The organism is Brevibacillus sp. NPDC003359, assembly GCF_042878995.1.
GTDB lineage: Bacteria > Bacillota > Bacilli > Brevibacillales > Brevibacillaceae > Brevibacillus.
The window spans coordinates 1-23,784 of record NZ_JBIAOR010000024.1 but is presented as its reverse complement, the minus strand read 5'-3'; the positions used below and the strand labels follow the sequence as shown (position 1 = coordinate 23,784).

Annotated in this window: 23 protein-coding genes; 12 read left to right on the top strand and 11 right to left on the bottom strand. The window is 47.1% G+C overall.

All coding sequences use genetic code 11. From position 1 onward, the window contains the following. Positions 1-52: 52 nt before the first annotated feature. The 5 genes from ACFYU8_RS29475 to ACFYU8_RS29455 are packed head-to-tail and all read right to left on the bottom strand — an operon-like array spanning position 53 to position 5,039. Positions 53-394, bottom strand: coding sequence for a DMT family transporter (locus ACFYU8_RS29475; protein ID WP_390306502.1), 342 nt, complete (start codon positions 392-394; stop codon positions 53-55). Beyond that, positions 387-1,169 carry an HAD family hydrolase gene (locus ACFYU8_RS29470; RefSeq protein WP_390306504.1) on the bottom strand — a complete coding sequence of 261 codons (783 nt, stop codon included), beginning with the start codon at positions 1,167-1,169 and terminating at the stop codon, positions 387-389. The genes ACFYU8_RS29475 and ACFYU8_RS29470 overlap by 8 nt, the downstream gene beginning before the upstream one ends. Beyond that, entirely contained in the window at positions 1,157-2,881 is a 1,725-nt protein-coding gene (locus ACFYU8_RS29465; RefSeq protein WP_390306506.1) for a putative 2-aminoethylphosphonate ABC transporter permease subunit, read from the bottom strand. The genes ACFYU8_RS29470 and ACFYU8_RS29465 overlap by 13 nt, the downstream gene beginning before the upstream one ends. Positions 2,882-2,895: 14 nt before the next feature. Continuing rightward, positions 2,896-3,927: an ABC transporter ATP-binding protein gene (locus ACFYU8_RS29460; protein ID WP_390306508.1), complete on the bottom strand. Its 1,032-nt coding sequence runs from the start codon at positions 3,925-3,927 to the stop codon at positions 2,896-2,898. A gap of 20 nt (positions 3,928-3,947) precedes the next feature. Then, positions 3,948-5,039, bottom strand: a complete 1,092-nt coding sequence (locus tag ACFYU8_RS29455) for a putative 2-aminoethylphosphonate ABC transporter substrate-binding protein (protein WP_390306510.1) — start codon at positions 5,037-5,039, stop codon at positions 3,948-3,950. Between the two features lie 243 nt (positions 5,040-5,282). Between ACFYU8_RS29455 and ACFYU8_RS29450 the strand changes: the two genes are divergently transcribed. Further along, entirely contained in the window at positions 5,283-5,828 is a 546-nt protein-coding gene (locus tag ACFYU8_RS29450) for a GbsR/MarR family transcriptional regulator (RefSeq protein ID WP_390306513.1), read from the top strand. Between the two features lie 50 nt (positions 5,829-5,878). Here the strand turns inward: ACFYU8_RS29450 and ACFYU8_RS29445 are convergent, their stop codons facing one another. The 4 genes from ACFYU8_RS29445 to ACFYU8_RS29430 all read right to left on the bottom strand — a co-directional run bounded on the left by ACFYU8_RS29445 (position 5,879) and on the right by ACFYU8_RS29430 (position 10,292). Next, positions 5,879-6,862, bottom strand: a complete 984-nt coding sequence (locus ACFYU8_RS29445) for a FecCD family ABC transporter permease (protein ID WP_390306515.1) — start codon at positions 6,860-6,862, stop codon at positions 5,879-5,881. Beyond that, positions 6,859-7,869: a FecCD family ABC transporter permease gene (locus ACFYU8_RS29440; RefSeq protein ID WP_390306517.1), complete on the bottom strand. Its 1,011-nt coding sequence runs from the start codon at positions 7,867-7,869 to the stop codon at positions 6,859-6,861. Before ACFYU8_RS29440 ends, ACFYU8_RS29445 begins: the two co-directional genes overlap by 4 nt. 90 nt (positions 7,870-7,959) lie before the next feature. Then, positions 7,960-8,928 (bottom strand): ABC transporter substrate-binding protein, encoded by a 969-nt coding sequence (locus tag ACFYU8_RS29435; RefSeq protein WP_390306519.1) that lies wholly within the window; start codon positions 8,926-8,928, stop codon positions 7,960-7,962. 215 nt (positions 8,929-9,143) lie between these two features. Beyond that, positions 9,144-10,292: a glycosyltransferase gene (locus tag ACFYU8_RS29430; RefSeq protein WP_390306521.1), complete on the bottom strand. Its 1,149-nt coding sequence runs from the start codon at positions 10,290-10,292 to the stop codon at positions 9,144-9,146. A gap of 173 nt (positions 10,293-10,465) precedes the next feature. Here ACFYU8_RS29430 and ACFYU8_RS29425 point away from each other — a divergent pair, with 173 nt between their 5' ends. The 10 genes from ACFYU8_RS29425 to ACFYU8_RS29380 all read left to right on the top strand — a co-directional run bounded on the left by ACFYU8_RS29425 (position 10,466) and on the right by ACFYU8_RS29380 (position 18,768). Further along, on the top strand, positions 10,466-11,308 hold the full coding sequence (locus tag ACFYU8_RS29425; protein WP_390306523.1) for a class I SAM-dependent methyltransferase: 843 nt from the start codon (positions 10,466-10,468) through the stop codon (positions 11,306-11,308). A 49-nt stretch (positions 11,309-11,357) separates the two neighbouring features. Next, complete coding sequence (locus ACFYU8_RS29420) at positions 11,358-12,065, top strand: glycosyltransferase family 2 protein (protein ID WP_390306525.1); 708 nt, start codon at positions 11,358-11,360, stop codon at positions 12,063-12,065. Further along, entirely contained in the window at positions 12,062-12,757 is a 696-nt protein-coding gene (locus ACFYU8_RS29415) for a class I SAM-dependent methyltransferase (RefSeq protein WP_390306527.1), read from the top strand. The genes ACFYU8_RS29420 and ACFYU8_RS29415 overlap by 4 nt, the downstream gene beginning before the upstream one ends. Before the next feature lie 429 nt (positions 12,758-13,186). Next, the gene (locus ACFYU8_RS29410; protein WP_390306529.1) at positions 13,187-13,510 is read left to right on the top strand and encodes an alpha-helical endospore appendage domain-containing protein; all 324 of its coding nucleotides are present in this window, start codon (positions 13,187-13,189) and stop codon (positions 13,508-13,510) included. A gap of 241 nt (positions 13,511-13,751) precedes the next feature. Continuing rightward, positions 13,752-14,084 carry an alpha-helical endospore appendage domain-containing protein gene (locus tag ACFYU8_RS29405; RefSeq protein WP_390306532.1) on the top strand — a complete coding sequence of 111 codons (333 nt, stop codon included), beginning with the start codon at positions 13,752-13,754 and terminating at the stop codon, positions 14,082-14,084. Between the two features lie 221 nt (positions 14,085-14,305). After that, a complete protein-coding gene (locus ACFYU8_RS29400; protein ID WP_390306534.1) occupies positions 14,306-14,650 on the top strand; it encodes an alpha-helical endospore appendage domain-containing protein in 345 nt (114 codons plus the stop codon). Positions 14,651-14,701: 51 nt separating this feature from the next. After that, a complete protein-coding gene (locus ACFYU8_RS29395) occupies positions 14,702-15,073 on the top strand; it encodes an alpha-helical endospore appendage domain-containing protein (protein ID WP_390306536.1) in 372 nt (123 codons plus the stop codon). A 35-nt stretch (positions 15,074-15,108) separates the two neighbouring features. Beyond that, positions 15,109-15,918 (top strand): hypothetical protein, encoded by an 810-nt coding sequence (locus tag ACFYU8_RS29390; protein WP_390306538.1) that lies wholly within the window; start codon positions 15,109-15,111, stop codon positions 15,916-15,918. A 28-nt stretch (positions 15,919-15,946) separates the two neighbouring features. Then, the gene (locus ACFYU8_RS29385) at positions 15,947-16,870 is read left to right on the top strand and encodes an MBL fold metallo-hydrolase (RefSeq protein ID WP_390306540.1); all 924 of its coding nucleotides are present in this window, start codon (positions 15,947-15,949) and stop codon (positions 16,868-16,870) included. A gap of 26 nt (positions 16,871-16,896) precedes the next feature. Then, positions 16,897-18,768 (top strand): glycosyltransferase, encoded by a 1,872-nt coding sequence (locus ACFYU8_RS29380; protein WP_390306542.1) that lies wholly within the window; start codon positions 16,897-16,899, stop codon positions 18,766-18,768. 373 nt (positions 18,769-19,141) lie between these two features. On the opposite strand, the gene ACFYU8_RS29375 is transcribed toward ACFYU8_RS29380, so the two are convergent. Then, entirely contained in the window at positions 19,142-19,483 is a 342-nt protein-coding gene (locus ACFYU8_RS29375; protein WP_390306544.1) for a zinc ribbon domain-containing protein YjdM, read from the bottom strand. A gap of 63 nt (positions 19,484-19,546) precedes the next feature. Then, positions 19,547-21,385: a hybrid sensor histidine kinase/response regulator transcription factor gene (locus tag ACFYU8_RS29370; RefSeq protein WP_390306552.1), complete on the bottom strand. Its 1,839-nt coding sequence runs from the start codon at positions 21,383-21,385 to the stop codon at positions 19,547-19,549. 176 nt (positions 21,386-21,561) lie between these two features. Between ACFYU8_RS29370 and ACFYU8_RS29365 the strand changes: the two genes are divergently transcribed. Continuing rightward, complete coding sequence (locus tag ACFYU8_RS29365; RefSeq protein WP_390306546.1) at positions 21,562-23,454, top strand: serine hydrolase domain-containing protein; 1,893 nt, start codon at positions 21,562-21,564, stop codon at positions 23,452-23,454. Positions 23,455-23,784: the final 330 nt, after the last annotated feature.

Genomic DNA, 23,784 nt, shown 5'->3' with positions numbered 1-23,784 from the left:
AATAAACGCGCACCTCATTTCGATCAGATTGATAGAGTCCGACTGATGATTTTTACACGACCTTGCTGCTGACTTTCAGACCAATGACACCAATCACAATGAGTGACATCCAAAGCATTTGCTGAAGATTGATCATTTCTTGGAATAAGAAAATACCGACGAATGTAATCAGAACAATCCCGACACCAGACCAGATCGCATAAGCGACACCGACCTGTATATAGCTGAGTGCAAAATTAAGCAGGGTAAAGCTGGCACCGTACAACAAAAACATCAGGATGGATGGCCACAGCTTGGTAAAGCCCGCAGATAGTTTCATCGAAGTCGTACCTGCTAGCTCCAAAAGAATAGCGAATGCGAGGAGAATCCATCCCCACCCGATTCCCTCATTCATGCCGTGATGCCTCCACCTTCAGCTGCGCGTAGGAGGAAATCACCGCCTCTGCATCCTCCAGGATTTGTATCCGGTCGGACGAGTCTTCCTTGCTCACAATGCCAATGGTCACAGTGACCCCTGCGCTTTTCCCCATGCGTATGTCACCGCTCGTATCGCCGATGACAGCAACCTCTCTCGGCTTCAAGCCCAATTGGGTACAAGCTTTTACCACCATGTCGGGATAAGGCTTGCCACGCTCTACCTGATCATTCCCGATAATGACTGGAAAATAAGAGCGAATGCCCATCCATTCCATATGCTTGATCGCTTCCTCTGTTTCGTCTGCGGTTACAATCCCCATAAACATTCCGAGGTCACGACATTGTTCGAGAAACGGGATCAGCCCTGGGATGGGATAGGCAGGACGAGCCTGGTCCATATCCTGATACGCTTGCTCCTTGCTCTCTCGGGCGAGTCGAATGGATTCTCCCCACGATAGCCCCTGGCGATATCCCTGCCATGCCAGGATCGCAAGCAAATCGCCAGTCGAGCCCATCGCTAACGGACCATTGATGCTGTAATCGCATACGTGCCCGTCTTCGTCGTGAACAGTCCCCCACAGCTCTGCGAGAGGAGCGATCTGGGCCGGAAACGGAAGCTGGCTGGCAAAATGACGATGTACGGATTCGCTCCAGTAACCCCAGAGCCGAACAAACTCCAGTAAAGTACCATCCTTATCGAACAAAATCGCTTTGACCGTATATCTCTTGTTGTTCACAATTAAATCCGGCATCTTTCTCCCACCTGTATGTCAATTGGATTCGGATTGCTAATTATTCTTTTGTGAATCTTGCCTGAGATCCACATGATCCCGGTGCGAACCAACAAATTCGCCACGATGATTAACGTAGACATCGCAGCAGCTTGCGCGATATCTCCCGAGTCCTCCTTATTCACAATCGCAACCGCAGCCGGTTTCAGGTCCGGTGCATACAAGAAAATAATGGCCGAGACCGTCACCATGCTGTTGATGAAATAGTAGAGGAATACTTCCAAAATCGTCGGCAATGACAGCGGAACCGTGACCCGCAGCAATGTCCGATACCACGGTACGTTCATCGATTCCGAGGCAGCCTCGAACTCGCTATCGAGCTTCTTCAGACCGGACGTCATCGTCAGGAAAGAAACCGAGTAGAAGTGAACGATGTTACATAAAATGACGATCCAAATCGTGCCGTAAATGCCGTGCAGTGGCTGATTCGGATTGTTGAAAAAGAACACATAGATCAAACCGAGCACAAGTCCTGGCAATGCGAGCGGCAGCATGGATAGAAAATACGCTGATTGACGCAATAGACGATTCCCGCGTGACTTCTCGATGAGATACGCGAACAAAAAGGTAGCGACTGTGCCAATCAATGCCGTAGCAAACGCGATAAGCAAGCTCGTCATAAACGGTCCTTGGCCATCCAGAAAGCCTTCGTAGTGCGCAAAGGAAATGGACAGATTGTACGGCCATACTTTTACAAGGGAGCCGTAGATAGCAACCAGGATAATTCCGATGATCACAGCGGAAACGGCGGAGCATAGCACGTAGAACAACCCATCCCGCAGTTTGTTGCGTCCTATTCGGTAAGGGGTAGACTTCGCGCTCAACCAACCGCTTTGTTTGCGCTGGGAGATGCGATCGATCACAAAAGAAATGACGGCTGGTATCAGCAGCAGCACCCCAACGGCCGCACCCATTTGCATGTTTTGTTGCCCGATGACCTGTTTGTACAAGTCTGTTGCCAGCACGTTGTACTGCCCGCCGACTACTTTCGGAGCCCCGAAATCGGTAAAGGTCAAGACGAAGCAGACAAAAATGGCACTGATCAACGCAAATCTCGTACCCGGTACCGTGACCGTCCAAAACATGCGCCACTTGGATGACCCAAGCGTCTCTGCCGCTTCATACATCCGGTAATCTGCACTTGCGAGTGCCACCGATAGCATCAGAAACGCTTGCGGAAACGTATAGAGCACCTCCGCCATCACAATCCCGATGGGCCCGTAGAGCTCGATGCGGAGTTCCGGCAGCAGCCCGAAAAATCCGGTAGAAATCAGCCCTTGATTGCCAAACAAGTAGATCAACGCCAAGCCGTGTAGCATGGAGGGTGCAAATAGTGGCAAGAGCGCAACAGACCGATAAAACCATTTGCCACGGATTGCGCTTCTCTCCAGTGCGTAAGCAAATCCGAAGCCTAGCGTAACGGCAATGATCGTCGTGACAGCCGACACCTTAATGGAATTCCACAATGACATCACGAGAGCCGGCGTCGAGAAGTAATTGGCAAAGTGCATGAGTCCGATGAAATTCCCGTCCTGATCTGTAACTGCCTTGATCACCAGCTCACCAAGCGGCAGCAGGATGGCGAACAACAACGCGATGGTCATGCAGACAATGATCGCGTTTTGGCTCCATTGGTTGGCATCTGGGCGTATTCGTTTTAACCAGGTGTCCATATCGTGTGCGCTCCTTAGCCAACAGCTAGGTCTGCCGTATCATCAAAACGGATGACATGCTCTGGCGGCAGAGTGAAGGCAATTTTTTGATCCGGCCAAACATGATGAGATACCATAGCATGTGCCGGGACATCAATCGTGACAAACTGTTGCAACAAATTACCTTGTGGACCGAGCAACTCTGCCACAATCCGATAATGCGTACCGCGATATTCCAGCTCGCGCACGATTCCTTGTCTGCCTTTTTCATGGCCGTCACGCAGCAGTTGGACATGCTCCGGACGGATGGCGAGCATAGCCTGTTCCGAGTGCTTATCCGACTGGATAAAGCTGATGGCTCCGATAAAATCAGCGACAAATGGCGTTTTGGGACGCTCGTACACTTCTTTTGGCGTACCGACCTGAATGATGCGCGACTGGTTCATAACCACGATGCGATCCGCCATTGTCAACGCTTCCTCCTGATCGTGCGTCACCATAATCGTCGTCATCCCGAATTGATGATGGAGCCGACGAATTTCGTTTCTGAGTTTGGCACGAACCTTGGCGTCTAGCGCAGATAATGGCTCGTCCAAGAGCAAGCAGTCCGGCGAAAACGCCAAGGCCCTCGCCAGAGCGACCCGCTGCTGCTGCCCTCCTGATAATTGAGCCGGGACTTTGTTGCGGTGTTCTCCCAGCTCAACCAGATGAAGCATTTCCTCTACCCGATCAGCAATTTGTGCCCTGGAGAAGCGATGACGCAATCCGTAAGCAATGTTTTCACTGACCGTCAAATTCGGAAACAAAGCGTACGATTGAAACATCATGCCAAAATTCCGTTTCCCTGCTGGCAGCGAGGTAATGTCTTTCCCGGCAATGACGACGCTCCCATGATCCGCTTTTTCCAGTCCTGCAAGGATACGAAGCAACGTTGTTTTACCGCAACCGCTCGGTCCGAGCAGACAGATGAATTCATTCTTGGCAATGTCCAGTTGAATGTCCTGAAGCGCTGTGTGCTTCCCGAATCGCTTATCGAGATTGCGTAATGATAAATAGCCTTGCTCCATCACAAATGCTCCTTTGTTTTTTACTTTTTCGGTTCAGCTTTGGAGCCGTACTTCTGCTCCCACTCTTTCAGAATGCCTTCGCGGTCTCTTGCAGCTTGATACAAGTCCAGCTTGGTCAGCTGTGATACAGGATCTTGTTTGTAGCCTTCCGGAATTTGACTTCCTTCTTGCTTGATGCTCAAAATCGCGTAGTTCTTGTTGTATTCCTTCATCGGCTCATCGCTGATCGTCCAGTCGAGGAACAATTTTGCTTCCGGCTTGATGTCCTTTTTCTTTACGAGCGCGCTCGCTTCCATATCCCAACCCGAGCCTTCTTTCGGGAAAATGACTTCGACTGGAGCTCCTTTTTTCTGTTCCTGAATGCCGCTGTATCCATAAGAGATACCGATTGGCGCTTCACCTGAGGACGCCATCTTCGCCGGCTTGGAACCAGAATGCGTGTAGACCATCATGTTTTCATGTAGCTTGTCCATGTAAGCCCATGCCTTGTCCTTGCCATACAACTGATGCAGAGCGTTGACGGTCAAGTAGCCCGTTCCAGAAGAGGCCGGGTGAGGCATCGCAATCAAGCCTTTGTATTCTGGCTTGACCAAATCTTCGTACGACTGTGGGATTGCCAGATTGCGTTTTTCCATCTCTGCTTTGTTGACAATAATGGCTGTCTCCCAAATATCCATGCCGACCCATTTCGGCGGGTTGGCTTTGTCCTTGAATTCAGGCAGTACACGATCTACGCCTTTGGGAGCATATGACTCCAGCATTTCCATATCATCCATCACTAGCAAACTAGTGGCAGCCAGACCCCAGATCACATCAGCCTGCGGGTTGTCCTTCTCGGCAATCAGCTTGGCTGTCATGATGCCAGTGGAGTCACGAACGATGTTTACTTTGATATCCGGATACTGCTCTTTGAAAGAAGTCAGGTACGTCTTGATCTGTTCGTCTTCAATTGCCGTGTACACATTGATTTCTCCAGAAGCGTTAGACACAGCAGCCTCCGAGCCAGTTTGCCCACTGCTCGATGCTGTTCCCTCTGTCTTCGGTGTTCCGCAGCCTGCCAACAAACTCGTAACGACCAACGTTGCTGCCATCACATTCCACTTGATTTTCACTGTGATTCTCCTTTTCTGAAAGAAAGTATCGGATAAAAACCATCTGTGTTCAAAAATTATTGTACATTCGCATTGTGTTTCGCCCATGAAACCACTGTTAATTGAGCATTAAGATTACGTAAATGCTCATAACAATAGCTTTATCACCGTGCAGAAAAACTTTTTGCTATAATGGAAGTATCATACAAAAAGAATTGAACGAAATAATGATGACGGTGGCACGAGAGGGAAGTGAATAATCGCATGTCTTTGAACGAGGAAAATGTACCAGAAGAAAAACACCTCCAAATCCGTAAGCAAATGATCGAAGCCATGGCGGAAACGATGGACTTGTATGGCGCTACTCATTCTTCGGGTCAGCTTTACGGTGTCATGTTCTTCGAGAATCGTCCGATGACGCTCGACGAGATGAAAATACAGATGAATATGAGCAAAAGTAACATGAGCTATGCGGTAAGATCCTTAATGGAATCCCGCATGGTCAAAAAGCTCGAGGAAAAGCAGGAACGAAAAGAGCTGTATGCCGCAGAAACGGATTTTTTCACAGCGTTCCAAAACTTCTTCTCATACAAGCTACAGCGTGAAGTCGATGTAATGACCGGTGCCATTGACCGAGCAATGCCAGAATTAACCGAGCTGATTCTTCAGGAAAGTACCTCTGATGAGGAACGAAAGCTCGCCCTCCAAGATTTGCACAAGCTCAGACATGCCAAAAAGTATTACGAATGGTTGCAAAATTTTGTGTATGCCTTGGAACAAGGTGATTTTTTCGAAGAAGAGTCCGAATAGCAAAAAGCCACCTTTCCCTCCTAAGCTAGAGGAAAAGATGGCTTTTCTTTTTACTTTTTCTTCTCTTGACGCACCAAATACAAGAAGTAAGGAACACCGATGACCGCAGTCACAATTCCCGCAGGAATCTCGATCGGAGGATTCAGTCCCCTCCCCAATGCATCTGCGATTACGAGAATCAACGCTCCCAATACCGCCGCACCTGGCAACAGATACCGATGCTGATGACCGAACAGCTTTCTCGCCATATGCGGCGCAATTAATCCCACAAAGCCGATCGAGCCAATCGCCGCTACACATGCGCCTGCCAATGCAACGGCGAGCAGCAAGAGCACATAGCGTGTCCGCACGACATTCAGTCCAAGCCCCGTGGAGCTTCCTTCATCCAGACTGATAATATCCAGCTTTCGATGCAGGGCAAGGCTAATGGGAATGAATACGAGCAGCCACGGCAGCAAAGCGTAAATCTCATCCCAGCCTTTTCCCCACAAGCTCCCTGCCAGCCAGACAAGAGAATCATTGGCTTGCATCGGATACTTCACCATAATGAATTCCGTCAACGCTTGGCAGATCGCCCCTACTCCCATGCCGCCCAAGGCAAACGTCGTTGGCTGTGCACCGCTTTTCCGAGCGAAATAGATGAGGGCAATCGCTACCGCCAGCGCTCCCAAAAACGCGACAATCGGGAGAAGAAGCGGTGAAGCGGTCGGAAACAGAATGATGACAACAACCGCGAACAAGCCCGCGCCTTTGGTTACACCTACGACATCCGGTGATGCCAGCGGATTACGGATCATTCCTTGCAAAATAACACCTGAGATCGCAAAGCCTGCTCCGGCAAGAATCGCGAGCAATGCCCGCGGCACTCGATAGTTTTCAATCATAAAAGTAAGCGACGAAGGTTCGCCCATGATCACCCGAACGATTTGATCAGGGCCGATAAAGATCGGGCCGACCCCCATGCTAAGCAATGCTACCATGATGACTAAGGCACCGAGACCAATCAGGAGCAGGGTGTTTTTCCGCGAAGTCATACCATTTCCCTCCCCTTTTTTCTCGCCAAGTAAAGAAAGAACGGGGTTCCCAAGAGAGCCGTTACAATCCCTACTGGAGACTCAAACGGATAGGAAATCAAGCGAGCCAGGACATCGGAATAGGTGACCAAGACAGCGCCGCCAAGCGCAGACACAGGGATAACGACCCGATAATCCGTACCCACGAGCCTCCTTGCGATATGCGGAATCATCAGCCCGACGAATCCGACAGCTCCGGCGACAGCGACAGAGGCGCCTGCCAAAATAACGACCACAACATAAGATAGCAGTCGGACGCGGGCAATTTTTTGCCCCAACCCCATCGCAACTTCCTCCCCCAGTCGAAACACAGACAAAGAACCGGACAGCCAGATCGCCAGCAGGAGTCCCGCCATCGACCATGGCAAAATCAATTGCACATCCGTCCAAGCGGCTCCACTAATGGAGCCAGACAACCAGTACAATACATTCGAAATGTGTTCGTTAAAAATGATGATTCCCTTCGTAATGGAGGTGAGCAGCAGGTGGATGGCCATTCCTACCAAAGCGATCTTGAGATTGGTCATCCCGCGGGAAGCTGCAAATCCAAAAACAGTAAGTCCCCCGAGAATTGCTCCAGCAAATGCAAAATAGATGAGATTGGCTTTCCCGATATCCGGTAAACACACAATCGCAAGTACGACCACCAGACAAGCCCCCGCATTCACGCCAAATACTTGCGGGGATGCCAGTGGATTGCGGGTAACGGCTTGCATCACGGCTCCTGCCACAGCCAAATTCGCCCCGATGATGGCTCCCAGTACTGCTCTCGGAACTCGGATGGTTTGGAAAATAAGCAGCTCCTTGGAGTATTCACCCGATAGCCAATGCGCCAATAACGATCGGATCTGAAGCGACGCTACTCCGGTAAACAAGCTCAGCAACAAACCAATGAACAAGAGTATCGCCAAGCTGATCGCAATGAGCACAAAGGTAACTTTCGGTTGTCGTGTCGTTGTTTTCTGCAATACAAGCCACCTCGATCAACTACTACGTGCATGAACACCGAAAAGACCAGATCAGGTGATCGGTCTTTCCAGCTTTTGCATCGCATGTATTTATTTATCCTTGCTGTACAATACGGTCACTGCCTCTTCCACAATTCGTTCTGCGGATTTCAGTCCGCGATAGCGTGTCCAGAGGTCACGATTTACTTTGTGTACTTCCTGATTTTTAACTGCGGTGATATTGTTCCAGAGCGGGTTTTGCTTCCATTCGTTCAACAGCGCGTCGTCGGCCTCCGCCAAGAAAATCACATCCGGGTCCCACTGCACCATTTGCTCCAGACTAATTTTTACCGTTGGTTCTGCCGCTTCTTGAATCGTATTTTTGATTCCAATCATTTCGAGCAATTCGCCATCAAACGATTTCGCGCCATGTGCGGACAACGAATCTGAGCGGAATACACCCAGCATGACATTGCGGGAATCCCCAGCTGGCACCTTCTTCTTAAACTCTGCGATGATCTCCTTGTGCTTGATCAGGCGTTGTTCTGCTTCTTTTTGCTTGTTCAGCGCTTCCCCAATCGATGCAAACGAGCTCAAGTTTTCCTGATACGTCGAGTTGCGGCTTTTCAAAATAATCGTCGGAGCGATTTTTTGCAAATCCTTGTAAATGTCCTTGTGGCGATTCAAATCACCGATAATCAAATCCGGCTGCAATGAGCTGATGACTTCCAGACTCGGCTGTTGGCGTGTCCCAACAGGGGTATACTCAATTTTTTTGCCGACCAGTCCTTCTACGTCCTTATCCTTCTCCTGCGCGATTCCTACAGGCGTCACTCCCAGCTCCCATAGCCCGTCTACAAAGGAATACTCCAACGCGACGACTCGTTTCGGGTCTCCGGTAATTTCCGTTTCGCCCAACTCGTGTTTCACGATGCGATTTTGAGCGGTTTGCGTGCTATCTTGACCTGCTGCTGGCTGTTTTTGCTCTGCGCTGCCGCACCCAGTCAGTAATACCGTGCCTGCCAGTGCAAGCGTCCAAATCATGTAGCCGAGACGTTTCATTCCGTTTGTTCGCTTCATCTTTTGTCCCTCACTTGATGTAATTGATAATGATTATTATTACCGATGAAATGCGTTTTTTATTGTAACAATCCGCTGCCGCAAATGAAACATTGTGCTGATTAAACCTTTTACCGCAATAAAGGTTATTAACGTCATTTTGTTCACGCCTCGCCATTACGCAAAAAAAGCCGTTACGCCTGAACAAGCGACGTAAACGACTTTTCACCATAATCCTATTTGCTGTTTTGCGTATGACTTACTTCAGACATTGGGCTGAGCTTCTCTAATGCTTCCTGGGCAGGTGCATAATTCCCCGCCATCGCCAATGACGTCTGATAAGCTGTCACAGCTTCATCCACTTGACCCAATCCTTCGTAGCAAAGCCCTTTGTAATACCAGGCGTGAAAACTTCCCGAACCCTTCAAGGTCAGATGACGAATGTTGCTCTCCCCTAGCTCCAAGCAGTGATCGAACGTCATCAATGCTCGTTTATAGTCCTTTTTCAAATACTGAATGATCCCTTTGTACAAATGCAAATCAACGTAGTCAGGATATATCTCGATTGCCTTTTCAATCCCTGGCCACGATCCCTCCGCACTGCCAATCGAGATCAACGTAGAGTATTTGAGCTTATAGAGAAGCGAAGGAGGCATCCTATGTTTTTCGAGAAACCCGATAATAGACAGATTCACGAACTTGAACGTTTTCTCATGCTCCTGGATACGTGAGAATTCACTGGCAAGATGGTACTCAATCCATGGAGAGTGGTCCTCTTTATCCAATTCCTTCATTAGCAGCTGAATATTGCGCTCGAATTTGTTCTTTCTACCCGTGCATTCATTCATGTAACCGTAATGGTATATCCGTACAGGCAAGATTTGAATGTGGAGGTCTTTGGTCAGATTGGGAAGAACCTCTTCTACGTTGAGCGTTTCATGAATGGGAAAATGGAAGCGAAAACCGATGCCATTGCGAAATAAACGTGAGTGAGCGATATGAAAAGCATCGTCTTCATTTATTTCATCTCCAATGTAATTTATTAGATGGATATAAAAAAGAGAATCCTCTTGATCGCGGAGCAGCTCTTTCAATTTCTTGCTGTCTTCCTTATTCATTTCCTCATCGGCATCCATCCACAAAATCCAGTCGCCTGTTGCTTTTTCCAGCCCAAAGTTGCGTGCTTCTGCGAAGTTATCCTGCCACTCATACGAATGCACGACCGCTCCGAATGACTTGCATATCTCTACCGTTTTGTCGGTACTCCCCGTGTCAACGATGATCATTTCATCCACAAGATCTTTTACACTTTCCAAACACTTATGAAGGCACTCTTCTTCGTTTTTTACAATCATACATAAGGAAATTTTCGGTGCCTCAGACATGCTGCTCATCTCCTTTTACACACATCACTGAGATCGTAGTATATCCCCCCTTTACTATATGAGCGGACTGCTCCTTCCAGAACAGCGCCATTTCCTTGGTTTCCGAACCTTTTGTTGGAACAGCGCATAGGTAGTGGTAGGCAAATATTACATAGAAAGCAGGGATCGTATCCATGCATGACTCATGTCCTTTGTGCAACAGTTCTCAGGTTGCGCTTTTCCACCAGTACGCTACCTTTTCGCTCCTTACGTGCAAAGATTGTGATCTCATTTTTCAACCTCACCTCGATCAAGTCAACGTGACACAGCTGGTTGCAGACATTTATGATGCGAGTTGGGTTTCCATGCGAGATCAATACGCCAAAAATACATTTACAGAACATGCGATTTTCAATACATTACTGCTCGATATGTGGTTTTCGGAAAAAGGAAAGCTGCTCGAAATTGGTCCAGGAACAGGAGAGTTATTATTCCTCGCTCGTGAGGCTGGGTGGGAGGTTATTGGGGTAGAGCCGTCACACCAATCATGCGCATACGCCCAAGAGCGGTATGGATTACAACTGGTTCATTCGTTATGGAACTCCTCCTCGCTCGCCCCAGAACACATGGGTACTTTTGATGCCATCGTTTTTTGTCACGTCCTTGAGCATATTTCGCATCCGAAGCAATACCTTGAAGAATTGATGGGGTTTCTTAAACCAGGAGGAAAAATCATTTTTAGCGTGCCAAATAAAAACTCGTTCACCAATAAGCTGTTTGGGGTGTATTCCCCGCTGTATACCGAGAATGACCACCTCTTTCATTACTCCCGTGACAATCTCATCTCACTGCTTCATCAAGGTGGCTGGGAGGTTCTCTCGATCTTTTCTCGAGAAGAAACGAACCGATTGGAAAACCATCTGCGCAAAACCACCCAAACCCCTTTACCAATCAAGGACATCATGAAGCTAGCCGTGAATCTCCAGTCGACATTCCAAGGCCATGAGATCTTCTGCATCGCAACACGACAAGCCTAACTTGCCATCCGTAATAAATATTCATATGGGCAGGAGGTGCAGCACGTAGATGACCAGAGCCAAACTGACTCTTTCCATGATTGTGAAAAACGAAGGCAATCGCTATTTGAGACGAGCGCTGGAAGCACATAAAGACTTTATTGACGCAGCCGTCATCATCGACGATGGCAGTATCGATCATACGGTGGATCTCTGTAGAGAGGTTCTCCAAGACATTCCTCTTCATCTGGTACAAAACGCTACCTCTCAGTTTTCCAACGAAGTCACCTTGCGCAAACAACAATGGGAAGAAACGATCCAGACTGATCCGGGATGGATTTTGAATCTGGACGCCGATGAAATCATGGATAGCTCCTTTCCTTCGAAAGTTTCCGAGATTTTGGAACAGCAAGCATGCGAGGCGATCTATTTTCGTTTGTACGATATGTGGAGTGAGACGCATTATCGCGAAGATGCGTATTGGAATGCCCATCATTACTACCGTCCTTTTATGATCAAGTACCGCCCTGACTTCCCTTATATATGGAAGGAAACCCCTCAGCATTGCGGCAGATTCCCTCTCTCGATCAACCAGTTCCCTTATCTTTGCCATCCATCACGCGTGAAACATTTCGGCTGGGCCCGATCAGAAGACAGGCAGAGCAAATACAACCGATATCAGCTCCTCGACCCCGACGCCAGATATGGCTGGAAGGAACAATATGAATCGATCTTGGATCAACATCCCAATCTGATGGAATGGGTGGAATCAAGATGATCATTCGCGATATAGAAAAGGCCTTACAGCAGTCCAATTGCAATCACTGGCGATACAACTCTCTCACGTTGAGCAAACAAGCCCTCGTACATGTATGCCGTCATATCAAGAAAGAAAAGGAGGAGTGTCAGGTGCTTCAGTTGGGTGGAGGTGACTCCGCTCTGTTTTGGAAATCGATTGGCGAGCTTGAGCTGCTCCCGATTCAAGCAACCATTGTGGAGCATCATCCGATTCGTGCAAAGGAAATCAAGGAGAGCCTGGTGGATGACCCGCATGTCGCCCTGGTGACCAGCTCTTTGAAGCAACTATCCGAAGAAGAATGGAACAAGATCTTCGACAATCCAGCAGAGAGCAGGAGCTTATGGCCTGCCATCGGACAGCATGTTCCCGAGAATCAATTTGATCATTTTTCCATTCAAAATGCATTTTACGCGGATTTGGACCAACTATCGCTTTCCGTTCAATCAGTAGATGTCATGGTTGTGGACGGCCCGCATGGCAACGGCCGCTCTCTTGCCTATCCACTATTTAGTGACACTCTCAAACCAGATGCGCTTATTCTCATAGATGATTTTGATCACTATCCTTTTCTAGCTCATCTCGGAAAAATCTATCACTACGAAGAACTTTTTCGAGAGATTGCTGGAAATCGTCGCTGGGTATTGGTAAGGCTACAGGGCAACAAAAATTAATGGGCGGCCATCCATTCAGACAAACACCGCCATAGGCACCTGTACATATCCTACTCTCGAGAAAGTTTGAAAGGGTGGTTACATACGCAGTTTTTTAACAGGATACAAGAAACGTTTGATTAATAAATTCATGAGGTGATGATCATGTCCCAAGCATTCGTCAATTCAAGCTGGAGAACATCATTGATAATCTGATCACTCCAAGCTAACCAGCTTGTTTCATTCATAGAATCATGATATCGGCTTTCCACACATGGTCCAGGTCGCGCACCTCGGACCATTCGCTTTTCCCCCGTTCACACATGCACCTTGGTAGGCTCACCTGCATACCTTGATTTCGACAAAGACAGAAAAGGGTACATCGTATGTTTGATGGTTCATCGCTCCCACAAGCGTGTGCTAATCAACTGAATCCATGAGGTGATGATTATGTCCCAAGCATCCATTCCAAATATTACACCGGCTATATCGATTACGATCGATCAAACCGTTGCCCTCTTGCTAGCTTCCATCGCTTTAGAAGAACTGGCTTTGGCTCGCATTTTGAACGCAGAGGCTGAAAAACTCCAATATTCGTTAGGTACTCTTGGGGGCGGCTTAGCGCTCACACCCGCACCTTCCCTCTCCGACCTCCTCCTCGTCAATGACAGTGTCCGCCAAACCATGCAGGATGCCATCAAAAAGGAAATGCTCCTGCAATTCAAATTGGAAAATATCGTGGATAATCTTCTTCCACAGATTCCTTCGTCTTAATAGGCCTCATTCGTATGGAAACTATCACAATCCCACTAGTCCGGGTCAATCGATCCGGGCTTTTCCTTTTCTCCTCTTCCTTACGCATGTGTACAAATAAACAGTTCAGTGGGACACACACCTATGCATACACTTACCATAGTTAAAACGAAGGGAGGAATAGCTAGCGCTCACAGTTTAGAAGGAAGCGATAGGCTTAAACGAGTAAAACAGTTATCCATTACTTCAAAGAGGTGATCTCATGTCTCAACCTACCATCCCTAACATTACCCCAACGATTTCCGTTACGATTGGGCAATCCGTATCTTTACTGCTGGCATCCATTGCTCTGGAAGAATTGGCTTTGGCGCATATTATGAATGCAGAGGCAGAAAAGATCCAGTTTGTGGTAGGTACATTGGGGATTACACATGGAGTTGTCCCCACCATCTCTGACATTCTTGCTGTTAACAACAGTGTTCGCAGAACGCTGCAAGATGTCATCAAAAAAGAAATGCTCTTGCAATTCAAGCTAGAAAATGTGGTTAGTATTATCCCACGCACCTCTACTTCGTTATCGCATGAATACGATTAAGTTGTCATATTAAGATCGCGGTTACATAACATGTACTGCGAGGAAGTTTCCATTTATTCACTATCAATTACGCGATCCTATGGCGATCCTATCGTTTTTAAGTACGTTGTAAGAAACTTGCCCGAAGGCGTTCTGTGCAAATAAAGGAAAGCAGATCGCCTTCCTCTTCAGGCAAGTCTTATTTGTATACAAAATCATACAAACAAAGGATGTAGATAAAGATGTCAATGCCCACGGTCCCCAATATAACACCGGAAATCATATTGAAACGCAACGAAGTATTAAATCTGCTTCTCACCTCCATTGCGCTGGAGGAAATCGGACTTTCTCACATTATTAACGCGGAGGGGGAAAAGATCCAAAAGATCGTGAAGGAGCAAGGCCTCACGCTCAATGATGCGCTTGCCCTAAACAATAGCGTAGAACGAATGCTGCGCAATGTCATCAAGACCGAGATGCTCTTGCAATTCAAGCTGGAGGACATTATCAAGCTGGAGCAGATGCATGATCATCATCATCACGATAACTTACCTGACTTGCCCAACCTTCCAAGCTTCGAAGAATAACCTTCACTACTCACACTGCTATTCATGGGATCCTAATTTTATTGAAGAGGGATGATGATGACCTTACAGGATAAAGTTCCATCATATGATGTGCCTTCGCGCCAAGAAGCTTTGAGTCATTTGCTGCAATCGATTGCCCTAGAGGAAGAAGCCTTGTCCAGATTGCTAAACGCTGAAGCTGACAAAGCCCTTGCTTTCGTTGGAAAAAATCTGGACTTCCCCAACAAACCCTCCAATGATGAGATCATCACCTTTAATCGTACAGTCATTTCGATTCTGGATTCGGTATTGATGGCTGAGTGGCTTTTGTTTAAAAAGCTGGATGCAGCCATTCACATGTACCCTGTGGCGCTTAAAGCAAATTTTGAGATGGAAGAATCCAATTCCGGGGATGAATTGGATGACATCACCATCGACTATTAACGATTGTTCATTTCAGGAATTCGAGGTCAATTGCCATGAAGAACAGAGGTATCGATGACCAAACCGTTCTAAAGCTGACCTATTCCATCGTCCAATTGATCAAAGGATTGGAATCCCGCTTTCATCATGCCAAAGATTATGAGCTTATGCTGTTTGGCTACCAAATATCAACGATGATCAATCTGCTCGTCAGACTGCATACTCAACTACATAATAAGCAGATTGCTCACAGCTTTCTTTTTGAATCGCGTAACCCTCTCCATCCCACAAGCGAAACATACACACATGTCCTTGCTTCGATTGCCCAGTTATTAGAATCGGTAAAGACATGGAGGTTTCCACATAAACAAATCGCAACATTCATTGAAGATCATTTGCGGCAATTACAAGCTTTTTACTTGATAGAAGACCATTCCCACCATCAAGCAAAGTCTATGGAACCGGAAGAGGCTTCCTCCTGCGACGAGCCGATGCAATTGGAGCTGGAAGGAGATTTCCCAAATGACGAACCAATACAGTTGGAGCCGGGTGAACAAACGAAAACTACAGACGTTCCACCTCCGCCTCCCCCAACTCCTCCATTGCTCACAAACAACGCACGCATTGATACAGCCAACAATCGAAAATCAGTACGTCCAAAACCCCCATTATTAGCACAAGGTACGAATATCCCTACTCCCAATAAAAACAAATCCGTGCGTTCCAAGCCTGCAGAAAGCGCGGTAAAAATGCGCGGCAGGAAAAAAATGCTCGCTACGCGAGTGTCTGCACATACACGACCTCCCTTTGTACCAAACTCCGTAAAGGTACGCATCGGCAATGTCACCAAGGTCATCCACATATGAACCTGAATCTAATGAAGGAGTAAGGTATATGGATCGTTTGGAATTGATCGAAGTGGCCGGCAACAGTTATGTGGTCTCCGGTAAATACGGGATCGGTGTCTATTTGGATAGGTCCAGCAAAACGGCTGTATGCATTGACAGCGGACCGAATGCCACTGTCATCGAGAAAGTATGCACGAGAATCAGTGATCGAGGGTATCAAATCCTTGCCATTGTTCATACACATGGTCACGCTGTTAATCACGGTGGCGATCTCTATTTGAAAAAGAGGTTCCCCAACCTTCGCATCTATGCGACACATCTGGCATCCTATCTCATTGAAAATCCGCATCTCGAGCCTTTGGTTTTCGACGCAGGTGGAGAGTCTGATACGAAGCCTGATCAAAACAAAGAGAATGCACATGCGCTCGTAACGGATTATCTTCCATCCACCGATGGTATTTTTCACGTCCATACCATTCCTTTCAAAATCGTCTCCTTACCTGGACATTCGCCGGGAATGGTCGGCATTGTGACCCCTGATCATGTCCTTTACTGCGGAGATGCCTTGTTTGGTCCCAAAACATTGAACAAGCAGGATCTCCTTTTTTTTAACGATCTGAGGGCTGCAAGAAGAAGCTTCAAGAAGCTCTCGATGATGAAATTGAACGCTTACGTGCTTTACCATGGTGGAGCCTTTAAGACAGTAACCGATTTAATTAACAAGCATCTCACCCTTATGAAAGACACCTCTGCTTTTCTTGAAGCGTTGATTCATGAGCAGCCAAGCACTCTCGAACAAGTAGTCCAAACAGTCATGAAAAAGTATAAGTTTGAAGATGACTTACACCGCTACGGTTTGACTACTTCGATCATCCGCTCTTATTTAAAAGAGCTGCAGCAAGAGAAACGAATTGTCGCAAAAGTGGACAATGGTCTACTGCTATTCAGTAAATCTGCGGCAACCATTTGAACAAAGGTGATATATGGGGGTGTACCATGGGTAAAAAACGTATTTTGATCGGTAGTCCCATTCAACAATTCCCGATCATTCTGGAGGAATTCCTTCAATCCCTCACGGAGCTGACTACCAAAAACGAACTGGTTCATTACATGTTCATTGACGATAACAAAGACCCACTATCCAGTACACTCTTAGCTGATTTCGAGAAGGCGAACAAACGAACAGTCGTCCTCAAAAACACAGACGATGACACGTATGTCCGAAATGAAATGACCCATTATTGGACGGAACGGAATATTTGGAAAGTAGCGCAAATGAAAGATACGATTATCTCCTATGCGCTCAAGGAAGGTTTCGATTACTTGTTTTTGATCGATTCCGATCTCGTTTTACACCCTCACACACTTCAACAATTACTTCAAGCCAATCAAGATATTATCTCCAACATTTACTGGACGCGTTGGCAGCCTGATTCGATTGAGCTTCCTCAAGTTTGGCTGATGGATCAATACACGCTGACACGCGAAGGCGCGTCCGAATCGGCGGAGAACCAAGACTTTTTAGAGATGCTGCACAAACCGGGTGTGTATGAGGTAGGAGGCCTCGGTGCATGCACGTTAATCCATCGAAAGGTTTTGGAGGCAGGGGTCAGCTTTAAACGAATAGCTAACTTGTCGTTCTGGGGAGAAGATCGGCATTTTTGCGTTCGGGCAGTAGCTATGGGCTTTTCTTTGCATGTGGATACGCACCTTCCCGGGTACCACATCTACCGTCAGTCGGATCTGGCAGGAGTAAGCGAGTATCGCAAAAAAAATGGCATGACCGCGGGGAAAGCGAATCAGATTTCAATCAGTTTATGCATGATCGTCAAAAATGAAGAAGATGCTCTGGAGCGTTGTCTATCCACAGTTGCGGACCTCGTCGATGAAATCATTATCGTCGACACGGGTTCAACAGACCGGACGAAAGAAATTGCGTCTAACTATGGCTGCACCATCTATGATTTCGAGTGGATTGATGATTTTTCAGCTGCACGAAACTACGCATTCAGCAAAGCAACATGCCCCTATATTTTGTGGCTGGATGCAGACGATATCCTTCTGAAAAAAGACCGTCAGCTCTTCCGCGAGTTGAAGCTTACTTTGAATTACAGCATCGATAGTGTCACGATGAACTACAACCTTTCTGTGGACAGCAATGGGAATGTGGCATACAGTATTCGCCGCAATCGCCTCGTAAAACGCGACCGAGGTTTTCGCTGGATCGGACCCGTCCATGAGTATTTGGAAGTGAGCGGAAACGTCATCAACAGTGATATATCCATCACGCATAGCAAGCAGAAGAAATACACGGACCGCAATCTACAAATCTATCGACGCAGGGATGCCAAAGGGGAAGAATTCTCTCCACGGGACTTGTACTATTATGCGAATGAATTGCGCGACAATCAGTATCATGAAGAGGCCATTACTTTTTACACGAAGTTCCTGAACACCCAACAAGGCTGGGTAGAAGACAACATGAACGCTTGCTTGAAGTTGGCGAATTGCTATTCTCATCTATACGAGAGACAAAATGTTTTGTCATCGCTATATCGTACGTTCCACTACGATCGCCCACGGGCTGAAGCGTGCTGCCAGATCGGAGCTTTTCATGTCGAAGATAAAAATTGGCTACTCGCCATTTTTTGGTATGATCTCGCAACAAAAGTGGAGAAACCTGCTGAAAAGCTCGCACACATCGACCACGTTTCCTGGACGTGGCTACCTCATCTTCAACTCTGCTTATGCTATTCTCAAATGGGGGATAACGAGAAATCACGTCACCACAATGATATCGCCAACTCATACAACCCAACCCACCCTAGCATCCTCTACAACAAAAGGTATTTTGACTCTCTGACCTGACTTCCCTCGTGATCATGAAAAAGTTACCCACCCTGTGGGTGAATGTAAACATGCCATAAGCAATGGTGGTCTATTTTTTGATGAGCACGGAGCTTACCGGTTTTTGGCAGGCGTACACTGCTACTTGGTGAACGCCATCATGCATACTGCCCCTTTGACTAGCCATTGTCATTACAGAAATTTGTTAGCTGTAAACAAACCTCACTCACTCCTGAGAATGGCATTGGATCACTCTCTAGTAGATTCCAAGCTGGCGGCGGCGAGGGCATCGTCTGGTCCATTCATCGCCTCAGCTAACACCACGCTCCTTACAAAAAAAGCTGACTGCAATCTAACATGCAGTCAGCTTTTTCTTGTGCGTTACATTCCCAGCTTACACCTTTTTCACAAACTCCGATTTTAACTTCATCGCGCCAAAACCATCGATTTTACAATCAATATCATGGTCCCCATCAATCAGGCGAATGTTTTTTACTTTTGTTCCTATTTTTACAACTAATGAAGTTCCTTTTACCTTGAGGTCTTTAATGACCGTTACTGTGTCGCCATCATTAAGAACATTTCCATTTGCATCTTTGATGACTTTATCCTCTTCACCATTATCGTTGCCTGCTTGGAGCGTCCACTCATGACTGCATTCCGGGCAAATCAAGGAGCTTCCATCTTCGTACGTGTATTCCGAATGACATTTTGGGCAATTTGGTAATTGACTCATCTTTGATATAACCTCCATTCGATACTGTCCATTCTATCATAACTCGCCTGAAAACCTGGCTACCTAACCAGTAAGCCCTTCGTCCCGTGCTTTTTTTACTGCCTCTTCGCGATTCTTCACACCCAGTTTTGCATAAATCACTGTGGTGCAATTGCGTACCGTTCCTTCCGAAAGAAAGATTTTCTCCGCGATTGTTTTCATGCGAAGCCCCTCTACTAACGATGCCAGTATGCCTCTTTCCCGTTCCGTCAGCCCATAGGGACACTCGCGCCCTTGCTTTTTGCGAAGTCCATTCAGCTCTTCTTGCTGCAAGCGCATTTCTTTGAAAAGGACATCAGCAATCTTATGGTTAATCAACGCTTCACCCTGATGAACAATTCGTATCACCTCTACGAGCTCGACCGGACTAACTGATTTTAACAAGTAGCCATTCGCGCCTCTCCCTAGCGTTTCTGTCGCAAGGGCTGTTTCTTCGAAGGTCGTCAACATAATGACACGCATATCCGGCCACCGCTCACGTATCGCTTGTAGCGTCTTCGCTCCGTCCATGACAGGCATTTGAACGTCCAAAAGTACGACGTCGGGCTTTTCTTTTGGAATGATGTCCAGTGCCTCCAAGCCGTTCTCTGCGACCCCGACCACCTGCAAATCTTGCTGATTATGTAAAACGAGTTGCAAGCTTTCCCTCGCAAAGGGCTGATCATCGACGATCAGGATACGTATGCCTGCACTTTGTACAGCCTGCATAGCTGGCAGACAACAAATGACCGTCACGCCTCCTTCTTCCATACAATGGATCGATAATCGTCCCTGAAGTGCTTCCAGCCTTTCCTTCATCGATTGCAAACCAAATCCGAATTCGATCGTCCCATTTCCTTCCCCATTATCTTCGACCTGCAAACGGATTTGGACTTCTTCAAAGTAAAGCCCCACTTGAATTTGTGATGCTTTTCCGTGGCGCACAGCATTGGTCAGTGATTCTTGCAAGCAGCGGTACAAAGTCAGCTTCATGGAACGACTCAACGCATACTCAGCGCCGTACATACGCAGCTTGACGGACAGCCCTGTAGCCACTTGAAATTGCCCGATCAGTTCAACGAAGGCGGACTCCATGGTCGTAGCAGATTCATAGCCATTATGAGCCCACTTGTGGAAAATCCCTCTGGACTCGTCCAAACCTTGTCGGGCCATCTGCAAAAGCATGTCCAGCCGACTAGCCTCCGCATCTGGTATTTTAGACCGAAGCATCTCCATACCCATAATGAGCGATGTCATCGTGTGTCCGATCGTGTCATGCAGCTCTCTGGACATTTTGTTCCGTTCTTCCAGCAGCGTGATTTCCTCCACCTGGGAAGTGTATTGCTCCAATATCTGGTTCTGGTGTTGAATAATCAGGCCTTGCTTGTGCATACGGCTAAGCAATTGAAAGGCAAAACCAAGCGCATATGCCGCGAAATGGTACACAATTAGATCGCTTACGACTATAGGCTCGAAATCAAACCCAATTGCCTCGCCCACAAGAAATGGCATCGCCGGAATCACCAAAATCGCCAATGGTCCCGTCCAGCGATAAGATCGTTCCACACTGTGATATCCGATGAGAAAAGCGATGGGGATAAACTGCCACCTTACTCCTTCAAAAAAGAAGTTCAAGGCAATGCACAAGCCTCCACTCAAAATAATCTCAGCGAACAAATATAAGTTACGAGAGTATCGACGCAAACAACTGGGGACGACAAGCACTAAGAACGAAACGATCACTGTAATCACTATCGGATAAGGCAATTGATCTTGATGGCGGACAAAGCCGAGAATAATCGTCAATCCCCACATAAAGTGGATGGTGAAGATCATCCAGTCGACCCATAACCATCGTTTAACAAATGCAAGCAATTGGCACACCTCATCTACACCCAAACTTTTCCCCATTATATTATCAGATGACAACCAGCTACTATCACGATAAACAATGACATTCTGTTACTTCTCTCCGTGATACTCATCGTCCTATACTCATCCCTATCGCTGGCTTACAACAACTGACTGACGATAATCGCGAAATGCGAAAGGTGATGAACATGACATTATTTGCTCTGCGAAATTGGTTTGCCGTTCTTCTCGTATCCTGCCTCATGCTGATACAGCCCCTATCTGTGGTCAATGCTCGCTCGCCACTTACGGCTCCTTCCATCGAACAAGTAGTTGATCCCCTCATGAAAAGTGAAATGAACAACTTGCATATCCCGGGAGCAGCCATTGTCATTACCCAGGGTGATCGCATCATTTTCAGCAAAGGCTATGGTTTAGCCGACGTCGAACAGCAAATCCCCGTTGATCCTGAGCATACGGTGTTTCGAATCGGTTCCGTGACCAAGTCGCTTACTGCTACTGCAGCGATGCAACTAGTGGAAAAAGGCAAGCTTTCCTTACACGACGATTTGAATACCGTAGTAAAAGACTACAAAATTTCCAATAGTCGTTACGGCCCGATCACACTCCACCACCTGCTCACACATACAGCCGGCTTAGATGAAAAGATTTATAAAAGAGACAACCGCCAGACTGTGATACCGGAATTCTCGACCGAGACCGTAAATGAAACGCTTCAGTCGCAGGAGACGATTTTCACGCCAGGCAGCAAATTTCAATACAGTAATGCCGGCACCGGATTGTTAGGAAGTGTAGTCGAGCAAGCTTCCGGTCAATCATTGCATGACTATATGCGGGAGAATATCTTCCGCCCGCTAGGTATGGATTCCGCCGAGTTGTATCTCCCACAGGACAGGAGCAATCTGGCCAAAAGCTATTATTACGACGGAAACAGCTATCAAACGATTCCTTACTCGGGGATTATTTTTCCGGGGAGTGGCGCGGCTAATATGGCACCCGTCGACTTCGCTCCCTATATGATCGCTCATCTTTCAGGCGGCAGCTATAACGGCACATCTCTGCTCAAACCAGAAACTGCCGAGCTTATGCATGCCCAACAATTCGCGGCCCATAAACGCATGTACGGGATCGGCTACGGCTTTTTTAAAGGAGAGACGAAAAACGGCATTCCTACCCTATGGGCAAACGGTGGGATTGATGGCTTTATCTCGAAAATGGTGCTGATTCCCTCAGAATCAATCGGCATCTTTGTTACGGTGAACGCCACGCATCCGGGCTTGGAGCTGCACGGCAAGGTCGTGAACGCGTTTACCGACAAGCTACTGACAGAGCAAGTACGCAAGCCCCTCACTCCTGTTGATGGCACCATAGACGAAATGAAAAAGCTGGAAGGTCAATATCTGCTTACCCTGACGCCCGAGAATGGCTGGGGCAAAGGGCTTCGGCTACTCAGTAGCTACCCTTACACAGTGAAGGCATTGAATGGACAGACGATATCCGTGACTGGTTTGTTCCAGAATGAAGGACAACAATCCCTTGAGAAAAAATTTGTGCAGGTAGACGATCATTTCTTTCAAGAGATCGACGGTGAGGAACAGCTATATTTTCACGAGGAACAAGGGAAATTCTATATGACAGGACCGATGAACTTTTCACTCCCTCGTATCTCCTTCATCGAAAGTCCGCCTGTTCTACTGGCTCTATATGTGATTCCCGGAATCGCGTTCATCCTTCTTTCGCTCGTCTGGATCGCTCGTTTCGGGCTACGCAAATGGCGCAAACAATCGTACACCATTTCGAAGATCGTTCCGATTATGGCTCTGCTTCATAGCTTATTTTTTATCATCCAATTCACCTATGCGAACGAAGCACTGGTATACGGCTACCCGGCCTTCTACCAAGTGGTTATCGCATCCCTTCCGATTGTTTCGTTGGCCGTCTCCGCTTATTTACTACTGCGAATCGGAACAGCCAAGGAGCGCGATCGCTGGAAGGTAGCGAATGGCACAGCAGCGGTACTCTCCATCCTGTATACTGGCTATTTATTTTACTGGAACTTTCTTTCGATTCATTACACATAACGCTTTACAGTTGCGCCATTTTTTTAAGCATAATGTTTGATCCAAGGAACTACCATTAAACTAAGCCGCATAAGGAGGTGATCAACAAAAATATATAACATTAAACAACTTTATACAAAAATCGACCTGTAGTACAATGTAATCAGGTGATGAAAAATGTACTCCATAGGGAAGTTTGCAAAGATGATCGGTGTTACGCCAATTTTAGTAAAAGAAAATGGGTATCGTTATTACTCGGATGAACAGTTGTATGAGTATCTGCGAAGACCTGCTGTCGAGCAGGAAAGAATAACAATTGGCTACTGCCGAGTATCAAGTAACAAGCAGAAA

Bases quoted from the DNA above. Each gene is read 5' to 3' on its own strand.
- ACFYU8_RS29405 (WP_390306532.1), top strand. From the start codon at position 13,752: ATGTCTCAACCTACCATCCCTAACATTACCCCAACGATTTCCGTTACG.
- ACFYU8_RS29450 (WP_390306513.1), top strand. From the start codon at position 5,283: ATGTCTTTGAACGAGGAAAATGTACCAGAAGAAAAACACCTCCAAATC.
- ACFYU8_RS29365 (WP_390306546.1), top strand. From the start codon at position 21,562: ATGACATTATTTGCTCTGCGAAATTGGTTTGCCGTTCTTCTCGTATCC.
- ACFYU8_RS29415 (WP_390306527.1), top strand. From the start codon at position 12,062: ATGATCATTCGCGATATAGAAAAGGCCTTACAGCAGTCCAATTGCAAT.
- ACFYU8_RS29420 (WP_390306525.1), top strand. From the start codon at position 11,358: ATGACCAGAGCCAAACTGACTCTTTCCATGATTGTGAAAAACGAAGGC.
- ACFYU8_RS29460 (WP_390306508.1), bottom strand. From the start codon at position 3,927: ATGGAGCAAGGCTATTTATCATTACGCAATCTCGATAAGCGATTCGGG.
- ACFYU8_RS29430 (WP_390306521.1), bottom strand. From the start codon at position 10,292: ATGTCTGAGGCACCGAAAATTTCCTTATGTATGATTGTAAAAAACGAA.
- ACFYU8_RS29435 (WP_390306519.1), bottom strand. From the start codon at position 8,928: ATGAAGCGAACAAACGGAATGAAACGTCTCGGCTACATGATTTGGACG.
- ACFYU8_RS29445 (WP_390306515.1), bottom strand. From the start codon at position 6,862: ATGACTTCGCGGAAAAACACCCTGCTCCTGATTGGTCTCGGTGCCTTA.
- ACFYU8_RS29400 (WP_390306534.1), top strand. From the start codon at position 14,306: ATGTCAATGCCCACGGTCCCCAATATAACACCGGAAATCATATTGAAA.
- ACFYU8_RS29425 (WP_390306523.1), top strand. From the start codon at position 10,466: ATGCATGACTCATGTCCTTTGTGCAACAGTTCTCAGGTTGCGCTTTTC.
- ACFYU8_RS29465 (WP_390306506.1), bottom strand. From the start codon at position 2,881: ATGGACACCTGGTTAAAACGAATACGCCCAGATGCCAACCAATGGAGC.
- ACFYU8_RS29395 (WP_390306536.1), top strand. From the start codon at position 14,702: ATGATGATGACCTTACAGGATAAAGTTCCATCATATGATGTGCCTTCG.
- ACFYU8_RS29390 (WP_390306538.1), top strand. From the start codon at position 15,109: ATGAAGAACAGAGGTATCGATGACCAAACCGTTCTAAAGCTGACCTAT.
- ACFYU8_RS29385 (WP_390306540.1), top strand. From the start codon at position 15,947: ATGGATCGTTTGGAATTGATCGAAGTGGCCGGCAACAGTTATGTGGTC.
- ACFYU8_RS29380 (WP_390306542.1), top strand. From the start codon at position 16,897: ATGGGTAAAAAACGTATTTTGATCGGTAGTCCCATTCAACAATTCCCG.
- ACFYU8_RS29475 (WP_390306502.1), bottom strand. From the start codon at position 394: ATGAATGAGGGAATCGGGTGGGGATGGATTCTCCTCGCATTCGCTATT.
- ACFYU8_RS29470 (WP_390306504.1), bottom strand. From the start codon at position 1,169: ATGCCGGATTTAATTGTGAACAACAAGAGATATACGGTCAAAGCGATT.
- ACFYU8_RS29375 (WP_390306544.1), bottom strand. From the start codon at position 19,483: ATGAGTCAATTACCAAATTGCCCAAAATGTCATTCGGAATACACGTAC.
- ACFYU8_RS29410 (WP_390306529.1), top strand. From the start codon at position 13,187: ATGTCCCAAGCATCCATTCCAAATATTACACCGGCTATATCGATTACG.